Annotated in this window: 22 protein-coding genes; 7 read left to right on the forward strand and 15 right to left on the reverse strand. The window is 71.4% G+C overall.

The genetic code is table 11. From position 1 onward, the window contains the following. Positions 1-10: 10 nt before the first annotated feature. Genes KV100_RS03365 through KV100_RS03405 form a run of 9 tightly spaced genes read right to left on the reverse strand, consistent with a single transcriptional unit; the run spans position 11 to position 10,919 of the window. Positions 11-862 (reverse strand): fumarylacetoacetate hydrolase family protein, encoded by an 852-nt coding sequence (locus KV100_RS03365; protein ID WP_220341485.1) that lies wholly within the window; start codon positions 860-862, stop codon positions 11-13. A 13-nt stretch (positions 863-875) separates the two neighbouring features. Beyond that, a complete protein-coding gene (locus KV100_RS03370) occupies positions 876-1,781 on the reverse strand; it encodes a dihydrodipicolinate synthase family protein (protein ID WP_220341486.1) in 906 nt (301 codons plus the stop codon). Then, on the reverse strand, positions 1,778-3,001 hold the full coding sequence (gene lhgO, locus KV100_RS03375; RefSeq protein ID WP_220341487.1) for an L-2-hydroxyglutarate oxidase: 1,224 nt from the start codon (positions 2,999-3,001) through the stop codon (positions 1,778-1,780). The genes KV100_RS03370 and lhgO overlap by 4 nt, the downstream gene beginning before the upstream one ends. Beyond that, positions 2,998-3,744, reverse strand: a complete 747-nt coding sequence (locus tag KV100_RS03380; protein WP_301021790.1) for a glucosamine-6-phosphate deaminase — start codon at positions 3,742-3,744, stop codon at positions 2,998-3,000. The genes lhgO and KV100_RS03380 overlap by 4 nt, the downstream gene beginning before the upstream one ends. Beyond that, a complete protein-coding gene (locus tag KV100_RS03385) occupies positions 3,741-6,575 on the reverse strand; it encodes a sugar-binding protein (protein WP_220341488.1) in 2,835 nt (944 codons plus the stop codon). The genes KV100_RS03380 and KV100_RS03385 overlap by 4 nt, the downstream gene beginning before the upstream one ends. Before the next feature lie 48 nt (positions 6,576-6,623). Continuing rightward, positions 6,624-7,433, reverse strand: a complete 810-nt coding sequence (locus KV100_RS03390) for a carbohydrate ABC transporter permease (protein ID WP_220341489.1) — start codon at positions 7,431-7,433, stop codon at positions 6,624-6,626. Next, positions 7,430-8,365 carry a sugar ABC transporter permease gene (locus KV100_RS03395; RefSeq protein WP_308291324.1) on the reverse strand — a complete coding sequence of 312 codons (936 nt, stop codon included), beginning with the start codon at positions 8,363-8,365 and terminating at the stop codon, positions 7,430-7,432. Before KV100_RS03395 ends, KV100_RS03390 begins: the two co-directional genes overlap by 4 nt. A gap of 35 nt (positions 8,366-8,400) precedes the next feature. Further along, the gene (locus KV100_RS03400; protein WP_220341490.1) at positions 8,401-9,747 is read right to left on the reverse strand and encodes an ABC transporter substrate-binding protein; all 1,347 of its coding nucleotides are present in this window, start codon (positions 9,745-9,747) and stop codon (positions 8,401-8,403) included. A gap of 14 nt (positions 9,748-9,761) precedes the next feature. After that, on the reverse strand, positions 9,762-10,919 hold the full coding sequence (locus tag KV100_RS03405) for a carbohydrate kinase family protein (RefSeq protein ID WP_220341491.1): 1,158 nt from the start codon (positions 10,917-10,919) through the stop codon (positions 9,762-9,764). Positions 10,920-10,957: 38 nt separating this feature from the next. Here KV100_RS03405 and KV100_RS03410 point away from each other — a divergent pair, with 38 nt between their 5' ends. The 3 genes from KV100_RS03410 to KV100_RS03420 all read left to right on the forward strand — a co-directional run bounded on the left by KV100_RS03410 (position 10,958) and on the right by KV100_RS03420 (position 13,721). Continuing rightward, positions 10,958-11,770 carry a DeoR/GlpR family DNA-binding transcription regulator gene (locus tag KV100_RS03410; RefSeq protein ID WP_301022015.1) on the forward strand — a complete coding sequence of 271 codons (813 nt, stop codon included), beginning with the start codon at positions 10,958-10,960 and terminating at the stop codon, positions 11,768-11,770. Then, positions 11,767-13,104 (forward strand): 6-phospho-beta-glucosidase, encoded by a 1,338-nt coding sequence (locus KV100_RS03415; RefSeq protein ID WP_220341493.1) that lies wholly within the window; start codon positions 11,767-11,769, stop codon positions 13,102-13,104. The genes KV100_RS03410 and KV100_RS03415 overlap by 4 nt, the downstream gene beginning before the upstream one ends. Positions 13,105-13,208: 104 nt before the next feature. Next, entirely contained in the window at positions 13,209-13,721 is a 513-nt protein-coding gene (locus KV100_RS03420) for a hypothetical protein (RefSeq protein ID WP_220341494.1), read from the forward strand. Positions 13,722-13,795: 74 nt separating this feature from the next. Here KV100_RS03420 and KV100_RS03425 read toward each other — a convergent pair whose 3' ends face one another. Then, positions 13,796-14,146: a DUF4352 domain-containing protein gene (locus KV100_RS03425; RefSeq protein WP_220341495.1), complete on the reverse strand. Its 351-nt coding sequence runs from the start codon at positions 14,144-14,146 to the stop codon at positions 13,796-13,798. Positions 14,147-14,384: 238 nt separating this feature from the next. Between KV100_RS03425 and pepE the strand changes: the two genes are divergently transcribed. Then, a complete protein-coding gene (gene pepE / locus KV100_RS03430; RefSeq protein WP_220341496.1) occupies positions 14,385-15,104 on the forward strand; it encodes a dipeptidase PepE in 720 nt (239 codons plus the stop codon). Positions 15,105-15,160: 56 nt separating this feature from the next. Here the strand turns inward: pepE and KV100_RS03435 are convergent, their stop codons facing one another. After that, complete coding sequence (locus KV100_RS03435) at positions 15,161-15,646, reverse strand: nucleoside deaminase (protein ID WP_220341497.1); 486 nt, start codon at positions 15,644-15,646, stop codon at positions 15,161-15,163. Between the two features lie 106 nt (positions 15,647-15,752). Between KV100_RS03435 and KV100_RS03440 the strand changes: the two genes are divergently transcribed. Further along, complete coding sequence (locus KV100_RS03440) at positions 15,753-17,348, forward strand: flavin monoamine oxidase family protein (RefSeq protein ID WP_220341498.1); 1,596 nt, start codon at positions 15,753-15,755, stop codon at positions 17,346-17,348. After that, complete coding sequence (locus KV100_RS03445) at positions 17,345-18,010, forward strand: Rid family hydrolase (RefSeq protein ID WP_220341499.1); 666 nt, start codon at positions 17,345-17,347, stop codon at positions 18,008-18,010. Before KV100_RS03440 ends, KV100_RS03445 begins: the two co-directional genes overlap by 4 nt. 102 nt (positions 18,011-18,112) lie before the next feature. On the opposite strand, the gene KV100_RS19325 is transcribed toward KV100_RS03445, so the two are convergent. The 4 genes from KV100_RS19325 to KV100_RS03460 form a co-directional block, all read right to left on the reverse strand. Then, a complete protein-coding gene (locus KV100_RS19325) occupies positions 18,113-18,235 on the reverse strand; it encodes a hypothetical protein (protein WP_255559181.1) in 123 nt (40 codons plus the stop codon). Positions 18,236-18,316: 81 nt separating this feature from the next. Further along, positions 18,317-18,973 carry a Rho termination factor N-terminal domain-containing protein gene (locus KV100_RS20010; protein ID WP_220341500.1) on the reverse strand — a complete coding sequence of 219 codons (657 nt, stop codon included), beginning with the start codon at positions 18,971-18,973 and terminating at the stop codon, positions 18,317-18,319. 307 nt (positions 18,974-19,280) lie between these two features. Beyond that, positions 19,281-19,889 carry a MurR/RpiR family transcriptional regulator gene (locus tag KV100_RS03455; protein ID WP_220341501.1) on the reverse strand — a complete coding sequence of 203 codons (609 nt, stop codon included), beginning with the start codon at positions 19,887-19,889 and terminating at the stop codon, positions 19,281-19,283. Between the two features lie 21 nt (positions 19,890-19,910). Then, positions 19,911-20,846, reverse strand: a complete 936-nt coding sequence (locus KV100_RS03460) for an LD-carboxypeptidase (RefSeq protein ID WP_220341502.1) — start codon at positions 20,844-20,846, stop codon at positions 19,911-19,913. 115 nt (positions 20,847-20,961) lie between these two features. Between KV100_RS03460 and KV100_RS03465 the strand changes: the two genes are divergently transcribed. Next, positions 20,962-21,462: a hypothetical protein gene (locus KV100_RS03465; RefSeq protein WP_220341503.1), complete on the forward strand. Its 501-nt coding sequence runs from the start codon at positions 20,962-20,964 to the stop codon at positions 21,460-21,462. Positions 21,463-21,477 lie beyond the last annotated feature (15 nt).

Genomic DNA, 21,477 nt, shown 5'->3' on the forward strand with positions numbered 1-21,477 from the left:
GGGGGAGCGCTCACCCGACCGTCCTGACCGGGTTCTCCAGGAAGGAGAGCCCATCGCCGAGCTCGCACCGCACGGTGTCGCCCGCCTGGATCGCCACGGCGCCCGGTGTCCCGGTCGACAGGATGTCGCCGGGGAAGAACGGCATGACGTGGCTGTGGAAGCTCAGCAGCTCTGCGGGGGAGAAGGTCATGCCGCCCACCACGTCCTCGCGGTGGACCGCGCCGTTGTGGATCGTTGCGACGCGTAGGTCCTCCAGCGGCCCCTCCGCCAGCACCTCGTCGAGGGTGATCAGCTCGGGCCCGAAGGCGAAGAAGGTGGGGTAGTTCTTGACCCGGGTCAGATAGCGGGGGTTCTCGAGGAGGACCTCCTCGGCCGTCTGGTCGAGCACCGCGACGACCCCCGCGACGTACGCCATCGCCTCGTCGACGCTGACGCGGTAGCAGGGCCGGCCGACGACCAGACCGAGCTCGGCCTCCGAGGTCACCGTGCCGAGGTCGCCGGGGACGACGATCGGCTCGCCGGGCCCGACGATGGTGTGGTCGGCCTTGAGGAACGAGGCGGGCGACGTACGGGGTGCCTCCTCGCCGAGGTCACCCGCGTGCGCCCGGTAGTTGAGCCCGATGCCGAGGATCTTGCGCGGCCGCGTCCAAGGCGTGAGCACCGCTGCTCCGGGATCGACCAGGGCAGAGGTGTCGACGCCGGCAGCGATCGCGCGGGCGAGCTCGCCGAGACGGTCGCCTTCGAGGAGAGTCATCACGTCGTCCGGCGCCCCGGGGAGCACCTGGTCGATCCGGGCGAGTCCCTCGGCGACGGTCACGCACGCGGTCGGTCGGCCGTCGAGCTGGATGGTCGAGAGTCGCACGGGCGGTCCTCCTTCAGAGGGCGGACGAGAGGGGCCCGGACGCCGGGACGGTGGCCAGGTGGCGTTCGAGGAGCGGGACGAGCTCGGGCGGGAGGGCACGCGCGGGCGGACGGACGCGACTGGTGCCGAGGATCCCGCGCCGGTGCAAGAGCTCCTTGCGGATCGACAGGCCGATGCCGACCTGGCCTTCGAAGGTGGCGAGCGGAAGCCACGGCGCCCACTGCGCCCGGGCGTCCTCGAAGCCGGTGTCCCGGTACGACCTCAGGACGGCGGCGAGCGCGGCCGGATGGCTGAATCCAGTCATCGCGCCGGCCGAGCCCGCCATCAGCTCGTCGAGGAGCCCGACTCCTCCCAGCCCACCGAAGACCGGCACGTCCAGGGCAGCCGTCAGGCGGGCGACCGCGAGCGACGTCGGGGGAGTCTCGGACTTGACGCCGACGACGAACGGACACGCCCGGGCGATCGCGACGACCGTCTCGTCAGGGACGGTGATGCCGGAGACCACGGGGTAGTCCTGGAGCAGCACCGCTGATCCTGTCTCCTCGTGCAGCCGGCGCAGCGACGCCGCCACCGACCCGGGATCGGGGTCGTTGATCTGAGCCATCACGGCGACCGGCGGTCGGGGCACCGCGGCGAGCAGGCGGTCGGCCTGTCGTACGACCTGCTCGGGGTCGCGCTCCGACAACCCCAGCACGTACGGGAGGTCGGTGCTCGCCGCCACGGTGCGTGCGACGGCGACCGCCTCGTCGTCGGACAGCGCCGCCGCCTCCCCGAAGACGCCCAGCGCGACCAGGCCGTCGCAGCCGTCGGCGACGAACGACCCGACCTCGCGCTGCAGCGAGGGAAGGTCGAGTGCGAAAGCCGTATCGAAGGGCGTGGCGAGCACGCCCCACAGCCCTGGTTCGAGCGTGACGTTCACAGGTCCTCCGTACGGGTGGATGCGGCGACGAGGCTGCCGACGTGCTCGGCGATGGCGAGGGCGGAGGTGGCAGCGGGCGAGGGCGCGTTCCGGAGGATCACGAGGCCCTCGCGTGCGGTGATGCGGAAGTCGTCGACGAGCCCGCCGTCACGGTCGAGCGCCTGGGCTCGGACGCCTGCCCGCCCGGGGACCACGTCGTCGTCGGCGAGCTCGGGCAGGTACGCGCGGGCGGCGGCGACGAAGCGACGCCGGCTCAGCGATCCGGCCGTCTCTCTCACGCCGGTCCGCCAGTGGTGACGCGCGAACCTCCAGAACGCCGGGCTGCGAGCCACCTGGGCCAGGTCGTGCGCGGACACGGTGCGCCAGTCGTACCCCTCCCTGGCGAGGGCCAGCACGGCGTTGGGGCCGACCAGGACCTCGCCGTCGATGCGGGGCGTGAGGTGCACGCCGAGGAACGGGTAGCGAGGATCGGGAACGGGATAGACGAGCCCGTTGACAAGGCTGCGCCGCTCGGGGCGGAGGGCGTAGTACTCGCCACGGAACGGGATGATCACCGGATCGGGGTCGTCGCCCGCCATGGCGGCGAGCCGGTCGCTCTGGAGACCTCCGCACGCCACGAGGTGGTCGAAGGCGATGTCGGTGGTGCTTCCACCCGTCGCGACCGCCAGGACGACCTCGGCCCCCCGCCGACCGATGGCGGTGACCTCGTGGCCGAGCCGCAGGCTGGCTCCTGCCGCCACCGCGTCGGCAGCGAGAGCTCGCGTCACCTCCGCGAAGTCGACGATCGAGGTCGACGGCGAGTGCAGCGCGGCGATCCCGGCCACGTGGGGCTCGATCTCCCGGAGCTCGGCCACGCTGAGGATCCGCACCCCGGGGACGCCGTTGGCGAGGGCCCGACGCTCGATCCCTGCCAGTCGTGCGCGCTCGTCGTCGTCGAGCGCGACCAGCACCTTCCCGCACGTGACGCGCCGGATGTCCTTCTCCTCGCAGTACGCCTCGAGCAGCGCCACCCCTCGCCGGCACATCAGGGCCTTCGCCGACCCGGGCTCGTAGTACAGCCCGGCATGGACCACGCCGCTGTTGCGCCCGGTCTGGTGCGCGGCGAGCTCCGGCTCCTTCTCCAGCAGGGTGACGTGCGCGGCCGGGTCGCGGCGGAGCAGCTCCCGGGCGACCGCGACGCCGAGGATCCCGCCTCCGACCACGGCGTGACGTGTGGTCACCGGTCCGCTCCTGGCTCACCCGCGGCCGCCCGGTCGGTGACGAGGTAGGAGTCGGGATGCCGCTGCAGCACCGAGGCTGGGCAGGCGGGGTCGACCGGTCCGTGCAGAGCGGCGCGTACGGCGTCGGCCTTGCGCTCACCGAGGGCGATCAGGACGAGGCGCCGTGCCTGCATGATGGTGCCGAGGCCTTGCGTGATGGCGTGGGTGGGGACCTCGGCGAGGGAGTCGAAGAAGCGAGCGTTGTCGCGCCGGGTGGTCTCGGTGAGCCGGACGACCCGGGTGCGGGAGTCGAGCGCCGATCCGGGCTCGTTGAACCCGAGGTGCCCGTTGCGCCCGATGCCGAGGACCTGCACGGCGACCCTCGCCTCCGCCACCTCGCGCCCGTAGCGCTCGGCCTCGGCGTCGGGGTCGGCGGCCTGCCCGTCCGGGCCCCGGACCTCGAGGCCGAGGGCGTCGGCGACCTCGCGCCGGATGACCGACGCGTACGAGTTCCGGTCGCCTACGGGGAGGCCGAGGTACTCGTCGAGGAGATAGCCGCGTCGCGCCACCCGGCGCGGCGCCGTCCCCGCCCTGACGCGTCGGACGATCTCGTCGTACGCGCCGAGCGGGGACGATCCGGTCGCCAGCCCGACCGAGCACTCGTCGTCGCACGCCTCGAGGATCAGGTCGGCGGCCGTCGCCGCCACCTGGTCCGCGTCGTCGCGGACCAGGTGGCGGGCGGTGGCTCCGAGAGGTTGCGTCACCGCACCCTCACCGACGAGCTCGCAGTGCCTTCGGAGCGGTCAGGATCGAACCCGAGGAGCACCGACGTGGGCCGCGCCGTCACCGGGATGCGGACCTGGTGTCGTCCGGGCCGCAGCGCGACCTCGGTCGAGCCGACCTCGCGAGCATCGGCGCCCGCGACCGCGAAGAGGTGCGCGGTGCCTCGCTGCCGCACGTCCACGGTCACGATGGCCGTGCCTCCCCGGACCGTCGCCCGGACCACGCGGGCGGTCCGCCTCGGGTCGAGGGTCGGCAGGCCGGAGAGCCCGACGCCGGAGCGTACGGCCTGCTCGACCGACTGCGGCGAGTCGAGGCTGTCGAGCGCCGGGAAGTTCAGCGTCGGCGGCGTCGTCTCGACCTGCGGCGTCGCACCCCCGCCGAGCTCGACGCGACCCCACCGGTAGGGATCGCCCTGGACGCCACCCCACGTGGACCACCCGAGCCGCGTCTGGCCCGCCTTGTCCTGGGTGTCGGAGTCGTAGACGAACATGTTGAAGCCCATGCGGTCGGGGTCGACCGTCGCCGGCAGCGCCGACAGCGGGATCTTCATCTCGATGACGTAGCCCGTGTAGGGCGCGGTCACGGCTGACGCCATCTCGAACCCTGGCGCCACGTTGCCCGGGTCGAGCGTCGTCTCGTCCGAGCCGCCCTCCCCGGCCATCGGGAACGCTCCGATCGGGCCCTGGCGGTTGTCGGCGTCGCGGGCGGCGCACGACTGACCCTCGGCGGTGAACGGGAGAGCCCCGATCTTGAAGGTGGTGGAGGTGTTCTCCGACGTCCCCGTCGGGTCGATGGCGACCTCGAGGGAGTCGACGCGCCAGTGACGCTTGCAGTCCGACGCCGCGAGCACGGCGCTCTTGACGTCGTCGGTCACCTCGGCGGCGACGTAGAGATCGTCGCCCGCACGGGTGACGTAGCCGGTCGCACTGCAGTCGGCAGGCGAGGTGCAGGCGTCGCCCTCCCACCGCCGCGACAGATCGAGCGTCGAGGCGTACTCCCCGGGGGCGACCGTACCGTCGAGCGTCGGCGCCGCCGTCTCGCCGACCTGTGCCGTCGGCACCAGCTCGAGCGCCGCCGTGGCGGTGGAGGAGCCAGAGGTGCTGGTCGTGGTGATCGTGTAGGCGTAGTCACCGCCGGCCCCGCCCTCGTTGGACGTCGGGAGCGTGTCGTCGGTGTTGGTGACCTCGATCTCGACGCGCTGCGTCGCCCCGGGCGCAAGGTCCTCGTACGCGACGGTGTCGTCGGCCGTCGCGAAGCCGTCGGGCAGGTCCACGGTCACCGTGCCGGACTGCGGGGTGTCGCTGCGGTTGGTGACGTCGATCCCGACCGTACGGCTTCCGCCGCTGGGCAGGGTCAGGACCGGCGCGACCAGCCCACGGAGCTGCGGGAGGCCCACCGTCGGCGCCCAGGCCTCGAACTCTGCGACCTGGGGGAGGAGCTGCTGGGTCCCGGACACGTCCGGGGTCACCGACAGCTTCTGGTTGGTGTAGCCCGTCCGTGAGCCGGAGCGGACGTCGAGCCCGATGAGCGCCCGGGTGTTGGGCGCGGCGTCGGCCGGCGCCGTGACGGTGACCTGGCGGGTGACCGTCCGTCCGCGCGGCACGGTCCCGAACCTGACGGACCGCGTCCCGCGCCACCCCTCGGGGAGGACCACGGTGCCGGTCGCCTGGACCAGGCGGGCGCGCGGGGGAGCGGTGAGGCGCGCGGTGAGCGTCACGCTCTGCCCGGGTACGAGGTCGACCGTCTCGCCGGTGAGCTCGAGTCCGGTGCCGAGCGGAAGCCCGCGCGGAGCCTGGAGCACCGCACCGTGGAGCATCGCTGCCGGGGACGCCGCGGCGGCCGACTGGTCGCCTCGGGCGAACGGCACGCGCGAGGCGACCTGGGTGAAGTAGTCGCACCCGATCGCCTGGGGGTCCGTGCTGGGGTCGGGGAACCCGGCCCAGCCCTGCGAGGCGTACTTGCGCTGCGCCTCGCGCTCGACGAGCGCCCAGGTCTTGCCGCTGGCCGACCGCCCGCCGGCCCACACGCCGTACACGTCGTCGGTCGGGTCGGTCGGGGTGAACGCGCGAGGGCACGACGACCCGGCGGGGCCGGAGCCGCGGGCGGAGTTCAGGAAGAGCTTGTCCGGCGCGTACGCGCGCAGGCCCTCCTTCGTGATCTGCGAGCGGAAGCGCCGCGGGTCGCCGGCGACGGCGTACGCCTCCGCGGCCAGCCGCGCGGCCTGCTGGTGGCCGCCGTGGTTGCCGGGGGTGGGGGCCGGGGTCATCGTCACCACGACGTCGGGACGGGTCTCACGGACGATCCGGACCAGTCGCTCGAGCGTGTCCTCCTCGTCCCACGCCTGCTGGTGCAGCGGCGCGCTGACCGAGTAGTAGAAGTCGACCTTGTCGAGGTTGAACACGTCCTCGACGCCGGCGGTGCCCACCGCAGCGCGCTCCTCACGCTCGCGGATGACGCCGAGCGCAGGGCCCTCCTCGGGACCCACCGCGTTGCCACCGCCCTCGCCGCGGGTGATGGTGACGACGCCGACGCGACTTCCGAACTGCTCGCCCCACTGGCCGAAGGTCGAGAGCCGTCCCGACTCGTCGTCGGGGTGGGCACCCACGAAGAGCACGTCGAGATCGGTTGCCGTCGAGTGCCTCCCCGTGCTGGGCCGGTCGGCGTGACCGGACGACGCCGGTGCCGCGGCGGCCGGGCCGGCGACGAGCCCTGCGCCGAGCAAGGCCGCGGCTGCCGACGTCGTGGCGAGCCTGCGCCATCGTGGTGGTGCGGCACCGCCGGAGTCGATGGTGTTCGTGGTGCGCTGGATCATGAGTCCCCCTCTGGTTCTCGGTCGATCGTCGACGTGCGGCTGAGCGGGTCAGCCCTTGACCGCCCCCTCGGTCATGCCGCGGATGAAGTGCCGCTGCGCGACCAGGAAGAGCACGAGCATCGGCAGCGCCACGATGAGCGCGGCCGCGGCGAGCAGCGACGGCGAGCCGGTGTACTGCCCGCTGAAGAACGTCAGCCCGAGCGGCGCCGTCCGGAGGTCCTCGTTGCTGGGGATCATCACCAGCGGCAGGAGGAACTCGTTCCACGTCCACATCGAGAACAGCACGACCATCGTGATGATCGCCGGACGGCCCATCGGCAGCAGGATCGACCAGAAGACCCGGAAGTGGCCGGCGCCGTCGAGCCGGGCCGACTCGACGAGCTCGCGCGAGGTGCCGCGGAAGTAGGCCCTCATCCAGAACGTGCCGAAGGCCAGCGACTGAGCGACCTGCGGGAAGATCAGCGCCTGGTAGGTGTTGGTCTGGCCGAGGTCGCGGAGCTGGTAGTAGAGCGGGACGACGATGGCCTCGTTGGGGACCATCAGGCCGAGCAGCAGCACGTAGAACAGCACCGAGGACCCGCGGAACCGCATCGTCCCGAACGCGTAGCCGAGCAGGCACGAGAGCGCCGTCGCCAGCACCACCACGCAGACGGTGACGATCACGCTGGAACGCATGTAGGTCGAGAAGTGGCCCTCGTCCCACGCCGTGGCGAGGTTGCTCCAGACGATCCCGGTCTCGTTGGGGTTGTCGGAGACGAACGCCGACGCGACGATCATCGCGATCGGGAAGAGCGCGACCACGGTGCCGAGGGCGAGCACGACGATCGTGACGCTGCGTTCGAGGCGAGGCTCGCTCATCGCTCCTCCCGCTCGGGGATCCGGTTGACCAGCACGGTGAGGAGCATGATGAACGCCGCCAGGATCAGCGCGATCGTGACGCCGGTGCCGACCTCGCCCTGGCGCATCGACTTCATGTAGACCTCGTACGCCGGGACCGCGCTCGCGCCGCCCGGGCCGCCGGAGGTCATGAGATAGACGAGGTCGAACGTCCGCAGCGCGGCGACCATCGTCAGCGTCAGGGCGACGGCGAGCTCGTTGCGCAGCGAGGGCAGGCTGATCGCGAATGTCTCGCGGAAGAACCCGGCGCCGTCGAGACGGGCGGCGTCGTAGATCGAGCGCGGCACCCGCGAGAGGCCCGCGAGGAAGAGCACGGTGCACAGTCCCGTCCCGAGCCACGTCCCGACGACGCCGATGGCGACGAGGGCGGTGTCGGGGTCGCCCAGCCAGCCGCGGGTGAGGCCGTCGAGACCGATCGCGCGGAGGGCCTCGTTGAGCGGCCCGTCGGGGGCGAGGATCCGCTTCCACGCCACCGCGACGACCGTCAGGGCGATCACCTGCGGCACGAACACGACCGCCTGGAAGACGCCTCGGCCGCGGACGGTCGACCGCATCAGAAGCGACGCGGCGAGCAGTCCGAGGAGGACGGGGACGAGCGAGAAGAACACGACGAGGACGAGGGCGTGCCCGAACGGGGCGCGCAACGTCGGGTCGGTCAGCACGTCGGCGTAGTTCTGAAGGCCGACCCAGGTGCCGGGGGAGAGCCCGTCCCACGCGAAGAACGACAGCCACACGGCGTATGCCAGCGGGGCAAGCAGGAAGAGCGTGAGGACGACGAACCCGGGGAGGATGTAGAGGTACGCGACCGCTCGCGGCTCTCCGGGGGGACCGTGGCGCCGCCGACCGCCCGGCCGGGCCCCCACGCTGCGTGCGGGCCCGGCCGGGACGGTCACCGTCTCGTCCGGCGGCACTCGGTCGTGTCCGGGTGTTACGCGTAGGTCTTCTCGATCGCGTCGAGGAACGCCGACGTGTCGACCGATCCGTCGCTGAGCTTCTGGAGCTGCTGGCCCATCAGGTCGCTCATGTCGGGCGTCGCCCAGTCGAGGTACGGCACGAGCGAGTCCTGCTCGGTCACCGTGCCCCAGGCAGCGATGACCTCCTTGGCCGCGCCCTTGGCGATCGCCTCGTCGCCGTCCACGACGGGGAGTCCGCCGTTCGCCTGGATCACCTTCATGGCCTCGGCATCGGTGAGGAAGTCGATGTACGCCGCGGCGGCGTCGGCGTGGTCGCTCGCATCGGTGATCGCCAGCGGCAGTCCCGTGCCGCCGGTGACGGCAGGCTCGCCGACCGGACCCACCGGTGGGAGGGCGAAGCCGAGGTTGTCACCCATCGCCGCCTCGAGGTCGGCCTGGTACCAGGTGCCGCCGATCATGAAGACGCCCTGGCCCTTGGCGAAGTTGCGCCATGCGGTGTCGTTCGGGACGGCGTTGAACTCGGGCGTGAGGTAGCCGTCCTTCACCCACGAGACGAAGAGGTCTGCACCCTCGACGTTCTCCTCCGACGTCCACGAGGCACCCTCGCGCCCGTAGCCGAGCGCACGCGTATCGTCCCGCGGGACGTACTGGTTCATCGCGACGGCATAGTCGTGGATCGCGGGCCAGGCCTCGGCGTTGCCGAGCTGGACGGGCAGCTCGCCGGCCGCTTTCGCCGCCTTCATCGCGTTGTCGAACTCGTCCAGCGTCGCCGGCGGCTTGAGACCGAGCTTGGCCAGCTTGGCCTTGCTGTACCAGAGGCCGACCATCTCTCCGACCTGTGGCATCCCGAAGAGGCTGCCCTCGCCGAACGTCTTGCCGTCCTTGCTGTACGAGGCGGTGCTGCGCACGGACTCCGGGTAGCGCTCGTCCCAGCCGTACACCGCGGCGTACCCGTCGAGCGACTGGATGAGCCCCGCGGCGACGAACTGACCCATGTCGGCTCGGCCGTTGTTGACCTGGACCACGTCGGGCGCGTCGTCGTTGGTGATGGCGAGTCGGACGGTCTTCTGGAGGTCGTCGAACGACTTCGACGTCCGCTTGATCGTGACGTTGGGATACTTCTTCTGGAACGCCGCGTTGAGCGCCTCGATCTGCTTGGCCTGACCGCCGCGAACCTCCTGGTCCCAGACGTCCAGCGTCAGGTCGCCCATGGCGGCGACGTCGGTCTCGATGTCGCTCGCCTTGGCGTCCTTGCTCTCCTGGTCACCTCCGTCGCCGCCCGGCGTGCAGGCAGACAGTGCGAGGACGGCGCTCACCGCGGTGACGGCGAGCACCGACTTCCATGCGGGGCGGTGGGACATGGCGGCTCCTGTGGTCATTCGCCGGTGTCGGCGATACGGAAGTCCCGACGACGAGGCTGGGACGCGTCGTGCCGGGGGTGGTCGTGCTGGGTCCCGACGAAACCGATCGTCGCGACGGCACGACCGTACGTCCTGTGCTCGACGGTGGTCAGAACGTCGTCCAAGAACGCGTAGTCGCGGGCGAGCCAGGAGCCCGGCTCGACGGCCTCCCACCAGTCGCAGACGGCCGCCCAGCCCGGGGCCGCGAGAGCTCCGCCGAAGTCGCGCACCGACAGCGCGGCACAGAGGTTGGCGAAGCGCAGACGCTGGAGCAGCGGCCACTCCCGCAGCGTGCCGGCGACGAGAGCGGCGAGGAAGACGTCACCAGCGCCGGTCGGGTCGAGCGCGGGCACGGTCAGCGCGGGGGCCCAGGCGGTCTCGCCGCTCTCGGCGTCCGCGGCGTACGACCCCGAGCTCCCGGCCGTGACGACGGCGAGCGGAACCCAGTCGCGGATCCTCTCGAGCGCTGCGCCGGGAGAGTCGGTGCGGGTGTAGGTCATCGCCTCGATGGCGTTGGGCACGAAGGCGTGGCAGCCCTCGAGCCGAGAACGCAGCGCGGCGGCGTCCCACGTGTCGGTCGGGTCCCAGCCGACGTCGGCGAAGACCAGGGTGCCGTCCGCGATCGCGTCGTCGACCCAGTCGGGACGCTCGGCGGCGAGGTCGGCGAACGCCGCCCGGGCCCGCGGGCGCGGCGGCGTGCGGTCGTCGGTGCGCGGAGGGTTGTGGGCATGGGTGATCATCGCCCGGTCCTGGTCGTAGGCGAGCGACACCGTCACGGGGGAGTGCCAGCCGGCCCAGCGGCGGGAGGTCGTGAGGTCGATCGCCTCGTCGTCGGCGAGGGTCGACCAGAGGTAGTCGCCGTACATGTCGTCGCCGAACGCCGCGCCGAGCGAGGTCCGCAGGTCGAGGCGCGACGCCGCGACCGCGAGGGTGGCCACGCCGCCGGGGCTCGATCCCATGCCGGACGTGAGAACCTCCCGCCCTCCGACGGGCGCCTCCTGCAGGCCGGTGAAGATGATGTCGAGAAAGACCGGACCTGTGACGAAGAGGTCGAACTCCGCATCTGCCGCCGCCTGAGCCATCCCGTGAGTCTCGCTCAACCGCGCATTCCCGCGCAAGTAGTGATCGGTCATGAGTGCGCATGCGTAAAAGTGACTGTTATGGTCACCGGGTGCGCGCAAATCTCCGCCATGAACGGCTGCTCGACCTGCTCGAGACGAGCGGGCCGGTCGACGTCGCCACCCTGGCGCGTGTCCTCGACGTGAGCGACGCGACCATCCGCAGGGACCTCTCGGCGCTGGAGCGCACCGGCCGTCTGAGACGGCTCCGGGGCGGAGCCGCTCCCGCCCTCGAGCGCGAGGCGCCGTTCGAGCGCGTCGCCACCCAGAACCCGATGGAGAAGCGCGCGATCGCCGAGCACGCGGCGACGCTCGTGCCCGACGGCGCGGTGGTCCTGCTCGACATCGGGACGACGACGAGCCTGGTCGCGCGGCTGCTGCGCGGGCGGACGGTCACGGTCATCACGTCAAGCCTCGCTGTCTACGACGAGCTGCGCGACGACCCGGTCGTCGACCTCATGCTGCTCGGCGGTCTCGTCCGCACCAACTACCACTCCATGGTCGGCTTCATGACCGAGCAGGCGATCGCCCAGGTGCAGGCCGACGTCCTCTTCCTCGGCACGAGCGGGGTCCGCGAGGACGGATCGGTGTTCGACACGACCGCCGTCGAGGTCCCCGTCAAGAAGGCGATGCTGCGGGCTGCCGACCGGGTCGTGCTGCTGGCCGACCACACCAAGCTCCCCGGCGGCGGATACGTCCGCGTGTGCGGGCCGGACCAGTACGACGCGCTGGTCACCGACCGCGACGTCGACCCCGACGCCGCCCGCGTCTTCGCCGAGGCGGGTGTCGAGCTGCACGTCGCTCGCGCGCTCGCCGCAGCCGGCTCGTCGTCCGAGGACCGCGCCATCGTCCAGGAGGCCCTGTGAGACTCACGATCGTCGGCGGCGGAGGCTTCCGGGTCCCGCTCGTCTATCGCGCCCTCGCCTCGGACGCAGGGGCGTCCCGGGTCGACGAGCTCGTCCTCCACGACACGAGCGACGCCCGGCTGCGTCGCATCGCCGCCGTCCTCGCCGACCTCGCACCCGGACTGCCGCACGCGCCGCGGATCAGGGTGACGACCGATCTCACCGAGGCCGTCACGGGCGCAGACTTCGTCTTCTCGGCGATGCGCGTCGGAGGCCTTGCCGGTCGCGTGTGCGACGAACGGTCGGCGCTCGGCGTCGGGCTCCTGGGGCAGGAGACGACCGGGGCGGGCGGGGTCTGCTACGGCCTGCGCACGATCCCCGTGGCGCTCCGGCTCGCTGAGGTCGTACGGCGCGCCGCGCCCGAGGCGTACGTCATCAACTTCACGAACCCCGCGGGCATGGTGACCGAGGCGATGTCGGCGGTGCTCGGGCGCCGCGTGATCGGGATCTGCGACTCGCCGGTCGGGCTGTTCAAGCGCGTGGCGCGCGTTCTCGGGTTGCCGCGGGAGACCATCACCTTCGACTACGCCGGCCTGAACCACCTCGGTTGGCTCCACCGCGCCGTGGTCGACGGCCAGGACGTGCTCCCCGATGTCCTGTCTCGGCCGGACCGGCTGATGCAGATCGAGGAGGGCCGGCTGTTCGGCCCGGAGTGGCTGGCCTCGCTGGGGACCGTGCCCAACGAGTACCTCTGGTACTGGTACTACACCTCCGACGCCGTCGCGGCGATCACGGAGGCGGGCACGACGCGCGGGGAGTACCTGCTCGATCAGCAGGAGCGCTTCTACCGCGGCGACGGTGACGCCCTCGGTGGCTGGGAGCGCACCCGGCTCGACCGGGAGGAGACCTACATGGCCGAGGGACGCGCGAGCACCGACGCCGGTGAGCGCGACGACGAGGACCTGGACGGCGGTGGCTACGACCGGGTCGCGCTGGCGCTGATGGGAGCCATCTCGGCCGACGAAGGGGCCGAGCTGGTCCTCAACGTGCCCAACGACGGCACGCTCGACGCGGTCGACGATGACGCCATCGTCGAGGTGCCGTGCACCGTCGGTGCTGACGGTCCGCGACCCGTGGCGGTCTCGCAGCTCCGTCCGCACGAGCGAGGCCTCGTGAGCACCGTGAAGGACGTGGAGCGGATGACGATCGAGGCCGCCACGTCGGGTTCGCGGTCGGCGGCGCTGAAGGCGCTCGCGCTGCATCCGCTGGTCGACTCCGTCACGCACGCGCGACAGATCCTGGACCGCGAGCGGGAGGCTCTCCCCGAGCTCGCCCGCGTGCTGGTCAACCCCTGATCCCGGGGCGGTGGAGCGTCGCCGTGACGGCTTCCTGCAACGGTGCCGTCCGCTGGCCCTGTCGCGGGCGACAGTGGAGGAGCCCTCGGGGAAGGAGCACCGTCATGAGGACTCAGATCATGACCATCACCGTCGGGATGGCCTGCACCGCAGCGCTCGCCCTGACCGCGTCACCGGCCGGCGCCGACACGCGCGCCCGGACCGACGCACGCCGTGACGCACCGGCGTCGATCGACATCTCCCGGGCCACCTATCGTCACACCGGCAGCCGCGTGTCCACGACGATCCGCGTCCCGCACCTCGGGAAGCGGGGCCGGGCGAGTCTCGCGATCAGCCGGTACGGCATCTTCGAGGCGGGCTACGTCGCCGTGGTCCGCAAGATGCCCGGGCAGCGCGCCAAGGCCCGGTTGTTCTTCTTCGACCACGTCCAGAACAGGCCCCGCGCATGCATGGGTCTGCGAGGCACCTGGAAGCGGTCGACGGGCACGATCACGGTCTCCGTGCCACGCGCCTGCCTCCCGGGTCATCGGACCCGCCGGCTGTACGTCGCCGCCCGCACGATGAGAGGCGACGCGTTCGACGACGCGCCTGCGGTCACGCGCCTTCGTCGAGGCTGACCGGCGTGACGCGTCACATGTCGCGGTCACGCTTCGCCTCGGCGAGCCGTACCCAGCGTCCGTTCTTGCTGCGCTCAGGAGGCGAGGTGGAGGCGACGTCCTGTCGGGCCGTCACCGCGGACGATCCGTACGGCGCCGCCGGCGGCCTTCGTCCGCGGGACGTCGAAGACGACCTTGACCCTCTCCTTGGAGTACGGCGCGACCACGACCTCGTCGGCCGGCCAGAGTGCAGGCACGGCCGGGTCGTGCTGGGTGCCGTCGGCCGCGAGGAAGACGGCCGGGACCGTCGAGACGGCGACCGCACCGTCGCCGCGGTTGCTCACCTCGACCTCCGCCACCACGAAGACGTGGTTGGGGCCGGGTCGTCGTCCGTCGAGGCTCCGCCGTACTGCTGAGCCGGCGACGCTCAGGTCGATGCCGTACACGTCGTGCTCCTTCGCTCAAGATCCGGGAGCAGCCGTCCGAGCGAGCGCTGCTCCTTCACTTCTACAACGTCTGGAGCGATCCCACAGGACGGGGGTCGACGGTGTGAAAACGGTCATACTGGTCTCGGGTCGGTCCGCAGACCCGAGATCGCCGCGCCGCATGAATTCACCAGGCGGTGACTCGCGGCCTCGAGCGTAGAGCGGGACAATCGCCCGAGCCGCTTCACGAGGAGGCCCTGTGCGACTGCTCCTACTGTCCACCTCGACCTTGCACGGCGAGGACTACCTGGCGTACGCGCTGCCGACGATCGCGGGCCACCTCCCGAGCGGTGGGAGGGTCGCCTTCGTCCCGTACGCGCTGGCCGACCGCGACGCCTACACGGCGAGAGCTGCCACAGCGCTGGCGTCGGTGGGCATCACCGTCCAGGGGGTCCATCGTGCGTCCGACCCGAGGGCCGTGGTGGATGCCGCCGACGCGATCTTCGTCGGGGGAGGCAACACGTTCCGTCTTCTGCGCGCGCTGCAGCGGACCGGCCTGCTCGCCACCATCGGCGACCGCGTGCGCGACGGTGTGCCGTACGTCGGATCGAGCGCCGGCACGAACGTCGCCTGCCCGACGATCCGTACGACCAACGACATGCCGATCACCGAGCCGGCGGGACTCACGGCCCTCGGGCTCGTGCCGTTCCAGATCAACGCCCACTACGTCGACGCGGACCCGGCAAGCACCCACATGGGTGAGACGCGGGAGGAACGCCTCGAGCAGTTCCTCGAGGACAACGACGTCCCGGTGCTGGGCATGCGTGAGGGTGCCTGGCTCGAGGTGACCGAGACGACGGCACGTCTGGGCGGGGTCTCCGGATCCCGGCTGCTGCGACGAGGTGCCGAGCCGGTCGAGCTGCCCCCGGGCGCGGACATGAGAGACCTCCTCGAGGTGTCGACCCGCTACGACACGTGAGGAGCGTCGTTCTCCGGTCGCACTGCGTCACGCGGGCTTAGCGTCGTCAACAATCGTCACACCGGCCGGAAGCACCGCTCGTACAGTGCCTCCATCTCGGCGGCGAGCGCCTCGACCGGTCCTTCGACCGCGAGGCCCGGGGCGACCGTCGTGATCGGCAGCGGCGCGACGGGGGAGGGGCCGACGCCCCACTCCTCTAGTAGCGCGGCGAGCCGCGTCGACGCGACGACGTAGACGATGCGGCCGAGGCCCACCCAGGCATGGGCGGCCGAGCACATCGCGCAGTGCTCGCCGGAGGTGTAGACGGTTGCGGACGCGCGGTCCTCGGGCTCGAGGTTCTCGACCGCCCACCGGACGATCGCGAGCTCGGGATGACGGGTGTGGTCACCGTCCTTCTCGCGGTTGTGGTCCTCGAACAGGACGGTGCCGTCTGCGCTCACCAGCACGGACCCGAAGGGCTCGTTGCCCTCGTCGAGCCCGATGGCCGCGAGCGCGACGCAACGGCGGAGGTGGCGGAGGTCGTCGTCGGAGAAGCTGCTCATGCAGGCAGTCTTCCGCGCTCGGTGACCGAAACGAAACACGTGACCGGAGGTGGCGGAAACATGACGTTCCTACGGTCGGCGCAACACCTTCAGCAAGGAGCGCGCCATGCCCCAGACTCGACGCGACTTCCTCAAGCAGGTCGGCATCGCCGGCGGCGCAGGAGTCATGCTTCACTCGATGGGGGCGCTCGGGCTGAGCCCGGCCGCCGCCGCGGAGACCCCACCGTTCACTCCTCCCAAGGCCTCCGAGCTCGCTCGGCACGGCCGCAAACGTGTCCTCATCCTCGGTGGCGGCATCGCCGGCCTGACCACCGCGTACGAGCTGGGCAAGGCCGGCTACCGGTGCACCATCCTGGAGGCCCGTGATCGGCCCGGCGGCCGCAGCTGGAGCGTCCGGGGCGGGACGACGGAGACCGATCTCAAGGGACAGACGCAGAGGGCGCGTTTCTCCCGAGGGCAGTACATGAACGCAGGCCCGGCCCGGCTCCCGCAGCACCATGTGACCGTCGACTACTGCCGCGAGCTGGGGGTGGAGCTCGAGACGTTCGTCAACCAGAACGCCGACGCCTACCTCTATCGGACCGGCGCGCACAACCTGGCAGGGCAGCCGATCCGCCACCGCGCGGCGAAGGCCGACGTCTACGGCTACGTCTCCGAGCTGCTCGCGAAGGCGACCGACCAGGGTGCCCTCGACACCTACCTCACCCAGGCCGACAAGGACGCCCTGATCGCGCTCCTCCGCAACTTCGGCTCGCTCGGGGCGAAGGTCGCCGGTGACCCGTCTGCGAGCTACCGCTACACCGGCAGCGGACGGCGAGGCTACGCGATCGAGCCGGGAGTCACCGCCGGGGAGCCGATCGCGCCGTACGCCTTGTCGGACGTGCTCGCGTCGGGGATCGGCAACTACTTCTCGTTCGAGCTCGGGTTCGACCAGGCGATGCAGATGCTCCAGCCCGTCGGCGGCATGGACCGGATCGCGTACGCGTTCGAGCGGGCGATCGGGCGCGACAAGATCGAGTACGGAGCGGAGGTGTCGGCCTTCGGCAACACGAGCACGGGTGTCGAGGTCGAGTACTCGACGGGCGGCCGCCGCACCAAGAAGGCCACCGCCGACTTCCTCGTCTGCACGATCCCGCCGCACCTCGCGGCGACGATCCCGAGCAACCTGCCGCCCGAGGTCGTCTCGGCTCTGGCGTACGCCCGGCCCAGCAACGCCGGAAAGATCGGGCTGGAGTACGACCGACGCTGGTGGGAGCTCGACCACAAGATCTACGGCGGGATCACGAACGCCGACAACGAGCTGGGCAACGTGTGGTACCCGTCCTCGGGCTTCCACGGAGAGCGAGGCACCATGATCGGCTACTACAACACCGGTAGCAACGCCACCACCTACGGGACGCTCACGCCGCGGGGGAGGCTCGCCAAGGCGCTGGACCAGGGCGCGGCCATCCACGGCGACGTCTACAAGCAGGACCTGCGGTCGTCGTTCTCCGTCGACTGGGCGTCGACGAAGTACAGCGAGGGCGCGTGGGTGGGCTGGCCGTCACGGACCGACGGGAACTACGACAGGCTGCTCGAGCCCTCCGGCAACGTCTACTTCGCCGGCGACCACCTCTCGTACACGATCGCCTGGCAGCACGGCGCGATGGTGTCCGCGCGTGCGGCCGTGGAGTCCCTGCACACCCGGGTGGTGTCGGCATGAGCGCCCGTCGCCGTACGGCGGTCGCCGTCGCCGCGACCGCGCTCGTGTGCCTCCCGGCCAGCGCGATCGCGCACGGCACCTTCGCCAAGCCGCCGAAGCCCGGCACCGCGGTGCCCGCGCTTCCTGTCGGCCAGGACAACCCGATGATCGCCGAGGGCGTCGCGATCGGCGCGAGCACGCCGGTCTACAAGTCCAGCGGGCTCGGCCCGTCGGCGCTGAACGCCGCGGCACCCGCGGGATCCGAGCAGCGCTACGTCGACACGGCAGTCTTCCCCGACGGCGTGCTGCCGCCGGGGGTGACGATCACGGAGGCGCAGGGCATCAACGTGCTGCGCCGCATCGGCGAGAACCTCGCTCGGCAGGGGCTCTCGTACGACGACGTCATCACGATGCGGGTGTTCCTCCAGAACCCGGCGGGGGCCGCCACGGCCGACTTCGCCGGGTGGAACCGGGCGTACCGGCAGTACTTCGCCAACACCAGTCTGTCGACGAGGAAGCCGATCGACGTGCCCCTCGGGACGGCGGCGCCCGCGCAGCCGTTCGTCGTCAACCCGGCACGGCCGTCACGGTTCGCGCTGGAGATCGAGAACCTCCCGGTCGCCGGCTGGCTCGTCGAGGTCGAGGTGGACGCGGTCTATCCGTCCAAGGGACGAAAGCACTGAGAGGCGCCACATGGGCACGCCTCAGACCAGGCCAGAGCGCCGATCGTGACCGGCTGACCTGGTCGACCGACGCGTCTCCCGCTGCAGCGGGGCGGACCCGGCTCAGGCCGTGTCCGCCCCGCCGCCTCGGAGCGAGCGGACGGCGAGCGACGCGACGCCGAAACCGGCGATCGCAGCAGCGACGAAGATGATGATGCGGCGGCGCCGCGCGGGGCCTGAGAACACGTGGGGGCCTTTCGTTTCCCGAGAGAGCTGGCGCGAACGCCGTCGACGAGCCTAGCGCGCGCGAACGAGCCCCCTGAGCGCTCAGCTCCCGAGCCGCGAGACCAGCTCCGACTTCGACATGCCCGAGTAGCCCTTCACGCCCTTCTCCCGAGCAGCCTTGCGGAGCTCGGCGACGGTCATGGAGGCGTACGGCCCGCGGGCGCTCGAGCCGCCGGACGCGGTCTTCTTCGCGGTGGTCTTCTTTGCCGTGGTCTTCTTGGCGGCGGTCTTCTTGGCGGCGGTCTTCTTCGCGGTGGTCGTGCTCGCGCTGCTCTTCTTCGCAGCGGTCTTGCCCGTCGTCCTCGTGGCACCGGTGCGTGACGCCGACGTGTTCGTGTCGTCACGCGGTGCGACCCGGCGCTGCGAGGTGTCGGGTGCCTTCGGCGGGCTCGAGATCTCAGACGGCGCCGCTGAGACGTTCGTCGATGCCTCTTCGGGTGAGCCGCCGAACGGTCCGGGGACGACGGTCTTGCCGAGCCGGGCGAGCTCGTCGCGTGCGGAGTCGACGGTCTCGGCGATCTTGCGCTGCGCCGACTTCGACGCCTTGCGGATCGCCTTCTCCGCGTCGGCGCGCGACCTGTCGGTGTCCTTGCGCGCTCGCTTGAGTCGGTTCGTCGCGTCGTCGAGCGCTCGCTCGAGGTCGGCAACGCGCTTGCGCAGCTCGTTCTCTGCCTTGCTGGGCTTGCTGTTCTTCGCCACGGGTCCTCCTTGCTCCACTGCTCGTGAACGTCACGGCACGGTCAGCGTAGGCGCGATCGCGCGCGTGCGCGCTCTCGCGCGGGACGCGCCGCCGAGGGTTCGCGTGGCGAGGCCGTAGCCACGAGAGGGGCCGCTCTCGCCGGGGGAGACATGAGCGGCGCCCTTCGTGGCGATCCACCGGATCGGGCAGGGGGTCGACATCCCGACCCTGTCACTCTGAATAACGCACGAGGGTGGCCGAGATATCGCACGACGGAGCGTGGTTTCGGTCACGTGTCCAAGAGGAGCGTCACCGACTGCTCGGCGGTCACTCGATGTACAGGTCGAGAACCTCTCCGAGGTGGTCGCGCTGCGCACTTCGGCGGCCGGCGCCCTTGGCGCTCGCCGCCGTCAGCGACGCGATGACGCTGATCACGAGGCTGAGGCTGGAGGGTGACTGGCCGAAGGAGACGCCGGGCGGTGGGACGAGGACGACGTCGGCGCCGAGCTGGGCCAGAGGTGCGTCGGGCGAGTCGGTGATCACCAGCAGGCGGCCGCCGGCGTCGCGGAACGCCGCCGCGATGTCGATCGTGTACTTGCGATAGCGCTGCACCGAGAACGCCACCATCGCGTCCGAGCTCCGCACGTCGCTCAGCACGTCGATCGGCCGGATGATGGTGCCGTCGACCAGGTGGACGTTGGCGAGGCTGGCGCTCAGGTCGAGCGCCAGCAGCGACGCGTACGAGAACGACTGGGTGGCGCCGATGACGAATCGTCGTCGGGCGCCGACGATCTGCGCGGCCATCTCTTCGAGCGTCGGGTCGGTGAGGATCCAGTCGAGCATCGCGTCGAGCTGCGTCCGCTGCTCGTCCACGAGCCGGCGTTTGAGCAGCGCGGCGGATCGTCGCTGCGGACGGGCAGGCGTGCCGTCGCTCATCCGTACTCCTGACGTGAGAGGTCAGTGGATCGTAGCCGTGTCGACGATCGTGAGCGATGGGATAGACGCATCCAGGACCGCACTCACCCCGAGCGGGACGCTCTCCGCCGCGGCGGCGTGGCCGAAGCCGAGCTCCCAGGCGACAGGGATCCCGAGCGGTGCGAGCAGCTCTGCACAGACGGCACGGACCTCCTCGGGCTGGCCGCAGTCGAGCCAGCTGCCGAGGACGACCCCCGTCACGCCGTCGAACCAGCCGGAACGGAGAAGTGACACGAGGAGCCCGTCGATGCGGTACGGCTTCTCGTCCACGTCCTCGAGAAGGGCGACGAACGGCCCCGGCGCGCGGGGCGGTGCGGACCGCGTTCCCGCCGTCATCGCCAACATCGTGAGGGTGCCTCCGATCAGCGTGCCGGAGGCGGTGCCGGGGATCAGCGTCTCCGCGCCCTCGGAGGAGTAGACGCGGGCGCGGAAGGGCTCGACCACCGCGCGTCGCAGGCTCGCCGTGGCCGCCGGGTCGTCGAGCAACGACAGCGTGCCGACCATGGGGGTGAACCAGGTGGGAACACCGACGACCTCGCGCCAGTACTCGTGGAGCGCGGTGACGTCGGAGCTGCCGTAGAGCGGCTTCGGCCGCGCCGACCGCAGCGCGGTGGCGTCGAGGTGGTCGAGGAGACGGACGGAGCCGTAGCCGCCGCGGACGCAGAAGATGCCCTCGATCGAGGGATCGCACCACGCCTCGACCAGATCGGCGGCACGGCCCTCGTCTGTCCCGGCCAGATAGGACGCTCGCGGATGCACGCCGCGCAGATGCCTGCCTTCGACGGGTTCGAGACCCCACGAGCGGAGCAGCGTCGAGGCACGGTCGACAAGTTCCGGCACGACAGGGCCGGCCGGAGCGACCAGGGCGACGCGAGCACCGGTCGGCAACGGACCGAGCGGACGGGCGCAGCTGGTCACGTCGAGCCTCCTACCTGGGGACGACCGTCACGCGAGGGCGCGGCTGTGGACGACCGGACTCCGGCGCTGCTCGCCACCCTAGGTTCGTGGTTCCGACCGACACCGGGAGACCTCCATGGAGACCGTACTCGTCCAGCACCGCCGCCGTGCCCGCCGCACCGACGTGCCCGACGGCCCCGACTCCGATCCCGGTGTCCGCGGCCGCGCCTATTGGAGCCTGTGGCGGCACCGTCACTTCCCGTGGGCCGCGCTCGACGACGGCGTCCGGGTGCTCCTCCTCGAGTCGTGGTCGAGTGGCGGACGCCTGACGTGGTTGGTGGAGGCCCGTGACGTCCTCCGGGCCACGGTCAGCTCTCAGGACGAGGTGGTCGACACGGTCGCGGCGTGGGCGGGGGAGTCGGCCGACGACGTGGCACGGTCCGACTACCTCGTGGCCAGCTCGGTCGAGTCGGGTCTCGTCCTGGGCTTCCGGTCGGAGCCTGTCACGTGGCTGGGTCTCGAGCGACCCGCCGACCTGCGTCTGGACCGCAACGGTTGGGCTCTCGCGCGGGTCGACGAGCTCGCGGAGTGGGGCGTCGAGCTCCCCGAGCGAGACGCGACGACCCTGGACACGTGACCGTGTCGGTGAGAT

This window comes from Mumia sp. zg.B21 (assembly GCF_019550855.1).
Classification (GTDB): Bacteria; Actinomycetota; Actinomycetes; order Propionibacteriales; family Nocardioidaceae; genus Mumia.